The 8,884-nt window shown below is 52.9% G+C and carries 9 protein-coding genes and 1 tRNA gene; 5 read left to right on the forward strand and 5 right to left on the reverse strand.

Features of this window, described 5'->3' with window-relative positions:
- Positions 1 to 180: 180 nt before the first annotated feature.
- A complete protein-coding gene (locus WHS88_05315; GenBank protein MEJ5259592.1) occupies positions 181 to 1,962 on the forward strand; it encodes an ATP-binding protein in 1,782 nt (593 codons plus the stop codon).
- A gap of 18 nt (positions 1,963 to 1,980) precedes the next feature.
- Positions 1,981 to 2,403 carry a response regulator gene (locus tag WHS88_05320; GenBank protein ID MEJ5259593.1) on the forward strand — a complete coding sequence of 141 codons (423 nt, stop codon included), beginning with the start codon at positions 1,981 to 1,983 and terminating at the stop codon, positions 2,401 to 2,403.
- A 102-nt stretch (positions 2,404 to 2,505) separates the two neighbouring features.
- On the opposite strand, the gene WHS88_05325 is transcribed toward WHS88_05320, so the two are convergent.
- The 4 genes from WHS88_05325 to WHS88_05340 form a co-directional block, all read right to left on the reverse strand.
- On the reverse strand, positions 2,506 to 3,075 hold the full coding sequence (locus WHS88_05325; GenBank protein ID MEJ5259594.1) for a hypothetical protein: 570 nt from the start codon (positions 3,073 to 3,075) through the stop codon (positions 2,506 to 2,508).
- The gene (gene surE, locus WHS88_05330; GenBank protein MEJ5259595.1) at positions 3,072 to 3,845 is read right to left on the reverse strand and encodes a 5'/3'-nucleotidase SurE; all 774 of its coding nucleotides are present in this window, start codon (positions 3,843 to 3,845) and stop codon (positions 3,072 to 3,074) included. Before surE ends, WHS88_05325 begins: the two co-directional genes overlap by 4 nt.
- Positions 3,846 to 3,897: 52 nt before the next feature.
- Positions 3,898 to 4,635 carry a 7-carboxy-7-deazaguanine synthase QueE gene (locus WHS88_05335; GenBank protein MEJ5259596.1) on the reverse strand — a complete coding sequence of 246 codons (738 nt, stop codon included), beginning with the start codon at positions 4,633 to 4,635 and terminating at the stop codon, positions 3,898 to 3,900.
- Positions 4,636 to 4,643: 8 nt separating this feature from the next.
- Positions 4,644 to 4,734, reverse strand: a tRNA-Ser gene (locus tag WHS88_05340).
- A 193-nt stretch (positions 4,735 to 4,927) separates the two neighbouring features.
- Here WHS88_05340 and WHS88_05345 point away from each other — a divergent pair.
- Genes WHS88_05345 through WHS88_05355 form a run of 3 tightly spaced genes read left to right on the forward strand, consistent with a single transcriptional unit; the run spans position 4,928 to position 7,840 of the window.
- Positions 4,928 to 5,665, forward strand: coding sequence for a polysaccharide biosynthesis/export family protein (locus WHS88_05345; protein MEJ5259597.1), 738 nt, complete (start codon positions 4,928 to 4,930; stop codon positions 5,663 to 5,665).
- Between the two features lie 54 nt (positions 5,666 to 5,719).
- Entirely contained in the window at positions 5,720 to 6,559 is an 840-nt protein-coding gene (locus WHS88_05350; protein ID MEJ5259598.1) for a hypothetical protein, read from the forward strand.
- A gap of 12 nt (positions 6,560 to 6,571) precedes the next feature.
- The gene (locus tag WHS88_05355) at positions 6,572 to 7,840 is read left to right on the forward strand and encodes a right-handed parallel beta-helix repeat-containing protein (protein ID MEJ5259599.1); all 1,269 of its coding nucleotides are present in this window, start codon (positions 6,572 to 6,574) and stop codon (positions 7,838 to 7,840) included.
- Positions 7,841 to 7,983: 143 nt separating this feature from the next.
- On the opposite strand, the gene WHS88_05360 is transcribed toward WHS88_05355, so the two are convergent.
- Positions 7,984 to 8,562, reverse strand: a complete 579-nt coding sequence (locus tag WHS88_05360; protein MEJ5259600.1) for a hypothetical protein — start codon at positions 8,560 to 8,562, stop codon at positions 7,984 to 7,986.
- Positions 8,563 to 8,884 lie beyond the last annotated feature (322 nt).

The following is an 8,884-nucleotide window of genomic DNA, read 5'->3' on the forward strand; positions in this document are numbered from 1 at the left end:
AAACCGCCTGCCGGGTTTTTCGCCTTTTACTCTTGAAAGCGGAAAGAACGTTCCGCTTCCCGGGCCTTCCCCGCTCCGAAAGTCCTGAAATTTTCTTCCTAAAAGCCTTGACTGCTATCTCCGATAGTCCCGGTAGCAAGAAAACGCCGAAAAAAGTCCAATGTCCGAAAGGGAAAGTTTGTGACGCGAATCGCAGACTTGATTGAACAACCTGCGGAATTCCTCGAAGAACCCGGGGCACTCATCGTCAGCGGAGACATGCCGGTTCAGCAGGTGGTGCGTGCGGTCCTCGACACCGGGGCGGATGCCCTCGGAGTTGCCATGCCTGATTATGACAAACCGGTTTTTCTGACACGCACCCGGCTGCTGGAACTGATGCTCAAAGAACTGGACAGCATCCAGCAGAAGGTCAACGAGCTTCAGACACAGCTGGAGCACCAGCTGGCCAGCCAGATTGAACTAATGGAGGTCGGCGCTGCCTGCCTGCTGGAAGCCCGCAAACAGAAGCTCGAATCCGCCGTCCACAATCTGATAGACGGAATGATTCTGCTGAATGAACAAGGACGCATTGAGGAATACAACCAGGTTGCCCTGCGCCTGCTCGATTTGCCGGAAAAAGCGGACAGTGCCGCCGTTGCCGAGGCCCTCGCGTCTCTGGGCATTTCCGAGATGATGCAGACCGGGGAAACCGCCGCTCCGATGCAGGGCGAATTTCAAATCAAATCCGGTTCCCAACGGCTCCTGCGGGTGCGGTGGACACACATTAGCGACGAGTGGAAACGAATAATCGGCACGGCCGTTTATCTGCGGGATATTACGTATGAAATGCTGGCCGAAAATACTAAAAACGATTTCATCACAGCCATTTCCCATGAACTTCGAACGCCGCTTACCAGCATTCAAAACGCTGTCTCCAATATTCTGGCCGGCGTGACCGGCAAAATCGCCGGAAAAACACGCGAATACCTTCAAACCATGCAGCAGGACTGCCGACGTTTTGCGGATTTAATCAATGACCTGCTGGATATTGCCAAACTTGAAGCCGGGAATATGCCCATCACCTGCAAGGTGATGGACCTGGAGACCCTGATTCGAATGACGGTGAAGGAATTTGAACCGGAGGCACAGAAAGCCGGCATTCATCTGTCTGCCCAGACGGAAGGTACGATTACACCCGTGTACGCCGACATCAAGCGCATCCGGCAGGTTCTGGCAAATCTGATACGAAACGCCCTTCAGTTTACCCCCTCCGGCGGGCAGGTATGCATCCGCCTGAAAACAGAGGGTTCTTCCGTCATTACCAGCGTGCAGGATACTGGTGTGGGCATTCCGCCGGAAATTCAGAAATACATCTTCACAAAATTTTATCAGGTTGCCCGACAAGCCGGCCCCGGCTTTAAGGGCAGCGGTTTGGGACTGGCCATCAGCAAAGGAATCATTCAAATCCACGGCGGGTCCATCTGGTTTGAGAGCATCCCCTCCAGAGGAAGCTGCTTCTACTTTTCCCTGCCGAAGGCCGAGCCGCTGTTTCTTCTCGAAAAACATCTCGAGTCGATGCCGAAGCCGAATGGTTCCGATAAACAGGCGGCGGTGCTCATCGTGCGGTTTGAAAGCGAAAAACACGATGCAGACGTTCGCGATGCCGCCGGCAGGATTATCCAGGAACTCCTCACCCAAAGCCGTTTTTATCTGACGTGCAGCGCAGATTTGGCCCTCCAAACCGGTGACAGGGAAATCACCTTTGTCGTCCATGAAACGGCCCACCAAAAGATAGAAAAGGTCCGCAAAAAGATTGAAAAAATGATTCAGCATTCTCTCAAAAAAGACTTTTGCGGCCTGCCGATTTTGCCGATGATGGGAATAGCGGAATATCCGGCCGACACAAAGAATCCGAATCAGCTGCCGGAAATCGCTCGAAGAAAGGTGTCCGTTTGCGGATATGCAAACATGTCCGGGCAATAAAAATAGGGAGAAGGAACCATGTTTGATTTTTTTGGAATCAAGAAGAAAACAAAGAAAACCAAAATCCTCGTGGTGGATGATGAGCCCAACATCGTCCAAACCCTCAAAGACCGGCTTGAAATGAACGAATACGAGGTCGTGACCGCTCACGACGGGCGCGAAGGGCTTCAGCAGGCGGAAAAGGAAATGCCGGATGTCATCCTTCTGGATGTGATAATGCCGGTTATGGACGGCCACGAGATGCTCGAAACCCTCCGCCGGCAGTCCTGGGGGCAGGACATCTCCGTCATCATGCTCACCGCACGCAGCCAGACGCAGGATATTGCCCGAGCCAACTCCTGCGGGATTGACGATTACATTGTCAAGCCCTTTGACCTGAGCGAACTGCTCGAAAAAATCGAAAGCATCGTCGAACAGCGCAAAGCCCTGGCCCGCAGCTGAACAATCGGTTCCGATTGTCTTCAACCGGATTCAGCGCCGTGCAGGTCTTTTCCGAAGGATGCTGCACGGCTTTGTTTTTGTATAGACGGCGTCACAATTCTTTCAGACGTCCTTCCAGCCCATCGGCGTATCATTAACGCTGTCCAAAAGAACCCGGCGAATCTGCCAGCCCAGGCGTCGGTCGCGCCGATAGTCAATCTCCAGCACCACAAACAGCAGACTCCCCCCCACGGCATACGCACTTCGCTGAGGGCTCAGATGCACCCGGAAACGAATTCGACTGTGGGCTGTATCCCCCTCAATTCGTAGCTTATGGCCCCGCTCCACGACTTTTTCCAGACCCGCCCGATGAAAAATCTCTTCGGCGGCCGCCAGCAGCTCCGCCTTGTTGCGATGCACAGGGTCCTGGTAATCCGACGCAATATAGGCTTCCATCCCCTGGGCTGTTTCGGCCAGAGCCGCTCGTCGGCAGGCGTCCAAAAGGTCCTGAATCTGCTCTGCATCGGTTCGAACCAGCCAATCCGCTCCGACAGCAGCGGCGGCGGTGACAACCGGCAGGAGAAACATCCACCGCCCCTGCCGTCCCCGCATCTGCCAGATAACGGCGGCCGCTCCCAGCAAAAACGCTGAAACCGCCAGCAGAAGCCACGGGCTTTCAAAGATATTCGTCACAGTCCCTCCGGCTCAAAGCGGATTGTTTTGAGGCGTTCGTTGACGGATAAATCCGTCAGGTCCAGACGCAGTCCCGTCAGGGTGATATACCCCGCCGCCAGCGCCTGGGTATCTGACACGGGCTCCTCGCTGTGCGGGTCCCGATGCGGTCCGCCGGTCAGCCGATACACGCTCTGACCATTGGAATCTTCTACTGCATCATAGGACTCTTCGAAACCATGCGTGGACTGCGGCACGACCAAAACCCCTTTGGGTTTGCCTGCAGAAAGACGGGGAATATTCAGATTTACCACCTGCCCGGCCGGAATCGGCAGGATTTTTTTCAGCACAGCAAAGGCATAATCCGCTGCGGCTTCGAAATTCATCGGTTCATCAACAGCTGCACTGACCGCTACCGCCGGCAAACCATAAAATGCCCCTTCAATCGCCCCGGCTACCGTCCCCGAATAAAACACGTTAATCCCCACATTCGCCCCGCAGTTCATTCCGGACACCACCAAATCCACCGGCTCTGATTCATCGAGCAGTTCATTCATCGCCAGTTTCACACAATCCGCCGGTGACCCTTCTACACGATACCCGCAGAATCGTCCCACCAACTCCACCGAATCACACCGAATCTCCTTTAGCGAAATGCTGTGGCTGGCCCCCGACTGGACATCTGCCGGAGCAGCCACAGTCACTTTCCCCAGTTGTTTGAGTCGGCTGTACAGGGCCGAAAGTCCCGGGGCAAAAATCCCATCGTCGTTGGTCAGCAGAATATGCATCATCCCTCCGATTCATTTTTTCGGTATAGTAGCCCTTCGCCCTCCCCCTGTCAATTTATCGTCCGCGCCGTCCGTCCCAAAGGAGCACCTGCAGCCGTCCCGAAAAACAAAAACCCGTTTTCAGACAGGATTCAGCAATCCATTGCGCCTTTTGAATATATTCAGCTCGGTTGGATGCCTGCGGCATCAGATAGACCTTGTACGGCTCGACGGCCCCGAGTGTTTCCAGACAAGCCGCAATCTCATTCAAATCTTCCGGGCTGTCCACCACAAACTTGAGCTGATAATCATACTCCGCCAGGAGTTTTTTCATCTCATCCGGTCGAAACCACTCTGCCGGCCCGCCGGTATTGGACAGCTTGGGACTGATGCTCATCAAATCGCAGGCAAGCCCTTTGATATAGCGAATCCCGGATGTTTCGATGGTGATATGACGGTTCTTTTGTGCCAGGTTTCGCACCAACACGTCCAAATCAGGATACACCATCGGTTCGCCGCCGGTAAGAACAAGATACGGCGTGTCGTATTTAGATGTTTCCTTCTCAACCTCCTCTATGTCCATTTCTCGGCCTGCCTGAGTATCCCAGGCGTACTTTGTGTCGCACCAACGGCAGCGCAAGGGACAACCGGATAAACGGACAAATACACTCGGAATTCCGGCGAGACGCCCTTCCCCTTGGAGTGAGTAAAATATCTCGCTAATCTGTATCTTCAATTGCCTGCTCGATGCTATACAAAAAATGCAGAGCGTGGATACATTTTTTGTATCGGCTGAAAAATAAAAAACTGCCATGTTAGGAACGGAGAGGGCGGGATTCGAACCCGCGGTACGGGCTTGCGCCCGTACGACGGTTTAGCAAACCGTTGCCTTCAGCCTCTCGGCCACCTCTCCTGTCGCCGTCAATCATGCTTCTCGCCTGAACTTACCAGCCGTCTCCAAACTTTTCAAGCGCAATCCCTCTCCAAACTCCCCTTTTTTTATATTTCCCCCGTCCGCCTTATTTCTATTGACCCCCGTTGAAATTGCCGATATAATTTTTACCAATTAGGAGTTTTTCCCATAAGTCCAGAGAAAGGGTAAATCAATGATAACAGATAAGCCTTGTCTTGTAATATTCTTTTTTGCTGCAATCATGCTGAGCGGCTGTTTCTCCTCTCGTCCGGAGGATATTCAAGCCTTCCAATTTCCGAATGAAACAGAAGTTACGACGGAGGAATATATTCTTCAGCCGCCGGATACCGTTACGGTAATCAGTACACAAATTCCGCTTCTGCGCGGAGCCGAAACCTCTCCGGGCTTCACGCAGGTCATTAAACCGGATGGAACCATTTCTTTAGAAGAAATCGGACATATCCCTGTGGCGGGCAAAACCCCCCGACAAGTGGCGGAAATTATTTCCCAGAAGCTGTCCGCCCTCTACAAATTGGCCGGGAATTATCCTGTTGACGTTCAAGTCGTCAATCAAAGCAAGTTTTATTATGTAATCGGCCAGGTGGAACGGCCGGGGGCCTATACATACACCGGACGAGACAGTGTCCTGCAGGCGGTAGCTCGCGCTGTTCCGACCAACTTAGCCTGGAAGGAAAAAATCCAGGTAATTCGGCCCGCCAAGGCTCCGTCCGAGCGTTCTCTGGTGTTTAATCTCGATTTTAAGAAAATGGCCGAACACGGACGGATGGAGCAGAATGTGCTTTTGGAAGACGGGGACGTCATCTACGTTCCGCCAACAATTCTGGCATCTATCGGCTTGACCATTCAGGAGATCGTAGGGCCGATTTTTGCCGGCGGCAGCGCCTACCGTGTCCTGAGCCCGAGCAACTAAGAAAAATGGAGTTGTCTTAGCTGCACAAAACAAAAGACAACGAAACCATTTGACATGACGTTGCATAAACTGCTGAAAGTATTCCACGTCGCCGGAACCCTCTGGCTGAGTGCCTGTGCCGGATTCCTTTTGATTATGGCTCTTCGACAGGCCGGCGCCGGCTGGTGGGTTATCTTTTCGGTGAGCGGGTTCTCCGGAATTGCCTTTCTTCTGCTGACCAGTGTTTATCTCTTTGCCGTCTTCCGGGGAGTCGTCCGCAAACAGTTAACCAGCGAACACCCCTGGACCTCTTCCGCCTTTTATTTGCTGTTTTATGATGCCAGCCCATTTTTAGGAACATTAGCCGGTTTGATTTCAGCGGGTCCTATTTCCGCCTCTTCCGTCTCGGAATGGCTCAGTTTGGCCGCCGAAGGAACCCTTATTATGACATTTCTGGTGTGGATTGTCGGGGACCCCCTTCTGGGGCTGATAGAAGCTCTTTTGCCGGCCTGCGCAGCCGCCCGACGGGAACGTCTGGCCGCCGAAGCCCACATGCGGCTTCAGCGGGAAGAGAACCGCCGGCGTCTGCTGGAGCAAATCCAGGTCTCGCAGCGGCTGGAACAGGAACAGTGGGAGCAGGAGCTGCTGCCGCTGGCTCAACGACTTCTCCGGGCTCTTGAACAGAATCTGCCCGGCCCACAGCTCCGGCAGGAAGCTGTTGAAATCGGTGCCTGTGCCTGGCAAAAAGGCGGGGTGAACTGCATGCGGCATCTTCTGCGTTTGGTGAATCGGCTTTTAGCGGAAAAAGGGATGCCTCCGCTGCCGCATCCGGCTTTCTGGTGGGACGGAATCGGAACATGGCGGAAGCCCTCTCTCAAAGAAGTCTTTACACAAAAACCAAATACTCTTTTCTGACCTGGAGGTACCGTGAGAAAACTGTTTTTCTTTGGATTTCTCTGGCTGACACATGCCCTTTGTCCGGCCGCCGATTGGTATGTTCACCCGGCCGGCTCCTCTTCTCCGGACGGCTCAATGAACCACCCCTTTGCCTCGATTCAGCAGGCCCTGGATGCGGCGCAATCCGGGGACCGCATAATCCTTCTTCCGGGAGTTTACTCCGGGCCGGGCAATTTCAATCTGAATCCGCAGGGAAAGAGTCTTACCATTGAAAGCACGGAGCCGGCGAATTTGGAGATTGCCGCTTCTACGATTATCGACCCGAATGGTTGGGGCCGAGGGTTTGTGCTGAACCACCCGGACAGCTCCCCGTTTGTCCTGCAGGGATTGACCATTCGAAACGCCGTCTGCAGTCAGGAAGACAATCCGCCTCACGGAGCGGCTCTGTCCTGCTCTGGGGTGAGTCTGACTGTTCGATTCTGTATTTTTGAAAGCTGCGATGCCGACGGCGGATGGGGCGGGGCTTTCTATGGAGAAAACTCCGAAGCAATCTTTGAACACTGTCTGTTCACCGCCAACCAGGGCCGCTACGGCGGAGCGGCAGCCGTGAATCTGAACAGTTTCGTCTCGTTTAATTATTGCACGATTGTCGGTAATCAGGCCTGGTTCGGCGGCGGAGGAATTATGGTCGATTTTGACTCGACCATTTCTTTGCGAAACTCCATCGTGTTTTCCAACGGGATAACGGTATCCCCGGATGACAGAGGCCGACAAATCAGAATCCGCAGTTCCGCCCTTTCCGCCTCCTACAGCTGCCTGTCCAATCAGCCGGCGGATATTCAAGCCGATGATGACTCTACCGTATTCATTGGACCGGGCATTCTGTATCAGGAGCCGGAGTTTGCTTTCTACAGCGATTCGATCCCGCCGCAAATGAGGGACTTTCGTCTGAAAAGCCGATACGGCCGCTGGAATCCCCAGACGCAATCCTGGATTCTGGACCCGGTGACAAGCCCCTGTATCAACGCCGGTGATCCCAACGATGACTGGTCTGCGGAACCCTGGCCCAACGGCAAACGGGCGGACATTGGTTTTTACGGAGGAACAGCTCAGGCATCCCTATACGGCAACCCGGCGGACTTTACTGTTGACGGCGCTGTGAATCTTGCCGATTTATCGGAGTGGGTAGAGAACTGGCTGAGCAGTCATTTTTCCGCTATCTACGACCTGAACAAAGACAGTCAAATCAATCTGCTCGACTTTGAATCCCTCAGCCGCTGGTGGCTTGAACAAGACTGATTCAGCTGTTTTTCGTCCCAATAATGCTTTTTTGGCCGGCCTTATCATAAAAAAAGGGTTCAGAAACTCTCTGAACCCTTTTTCATTTCTTCAAAAGGTTAGCAAAATTTTACAGTCTTCAGAAATCGAAATTCTGTCGACCTTTACAGAGAACGCCGGGTACGAAGCCAACCGACCAGCAGCATCCCCACAGAGCCCAGCATCACAGCGCCGGGTGCCGGGACCGCCGCGGTCACCACTTTGAACTGAATGCCCTTGTTGTAATAGTGGCAGTCCGGGTCGAATCCAAAACCGATTTTTCCATCCGCCCCGTACGCATTCAGGGCAGCCAGCTGGGCCGCATCAAACGTAATTACAAGGTCTTTTGTCTGATTCCACTCTTCCGGGTCATTCCAGTCAATCAGCAAAAGCCCCTGTCCGGCAAAGAAATTTCCGCCGCCTTGGCCATCCCAGTACCACTTGAGTCCCAACGGTGCATTGTCCAGAAGAGTGACATACAGGTGGTCTTCTTCAACTCGCCAGTTGTAAATCTCCTTGAAGACTAATTCGGCGGCGACAATCGGTGTATCTGTCGTCTTGAAACCGAGATTGATGCCCCATGTATAGGCATAATAATGGTCCAAATCGTAGATGTCTGCCACAGGGGGCACAAAGACCGCATCGGCGAAAGCGTACCCGCCCAGCATCATCATGGTTGTCAGAATAACAATCCTTTTGTTCATAATCTTCCCCTTTCACAAATAAAAATTTTTCTTTGCAGATTACCATCCTTACAGAAAATGATCCCATTTGATTGAAAAGGGGAGAAAAACTTACCTTTCGGTGAGATGACGAAAAACTCTCCTTGCCTTACCCCCCGGCAAGTCGTTTTCTCGCTCTCCAAAATCTTTAAGTTTTCTCCGCCTCAACCTCAAGGGAGTCGAATCATGTAAGTGATTTTTATTCTACGTATCAGTTCAGAAAAAAGTCAAGAAAAAAGAAAAATCTTACTGGGATGGCCATGGAACATCGTATCCCCCCAAAGAGGATCCGCTGCATGACAGA

It is taken from the genome of Anaerohalosphaeraceae bacterium, from assembly GCA_037479115.1.
Lineage (GTDB): Bacteria > Planctomycetota > Phycisphaerae > Sedimentisphaerales > Anaerohalosphaeraceae > JAHDQI01.

What these genes read in the sequence shown, in the direction of transcription:
- WHS88_05320 (MEJ5259593.1), top strand. Translation starts at nt 1,981, where the DNA reads ATGTTTGATTTTTTTGGAATCAAGAAGAAAACAAAGAAAACCAAAATC.
- surE (MEJ5259595.1), bottom strand. Translation starts at nt 3,845, where the DNA reads ATGATGCATATTCTGCTGACCAACGACGATGGGATTTTTGCCCCGGGA.
- WHS88_05335 (MEJ5259596.1), bottom strand. Translation starts at nt 4,635, where the DNA reads ATGGCAGTTTTTTATTTTTCAGCCGATACAAAAAATGTATCCACGCTC.
- WHS88_05345 (MEJ5259597.1), top strand. Translation starts at nt 4,928, where the DNA reads ATGATAACAGATAAGCCTTGTCTTGTAATATTCTTTTTTGCTGCAATC.
- WHS88_05350 (MEJ5259598.1), top strand. Translation starts at nt 5,720, where the DNA reads ATGACGTTGCATAAACTGCTGAAAGTATTCCACGTCGCCGGAACCCTC.
- WHS88_05360 (MEJ5259600.1), bottom strand. Translation starts at nt 8,562, where the DNA reads ATGAACAAAAGGATTGTTATTCTGACAACCATGATGATGCTGGGCGGG.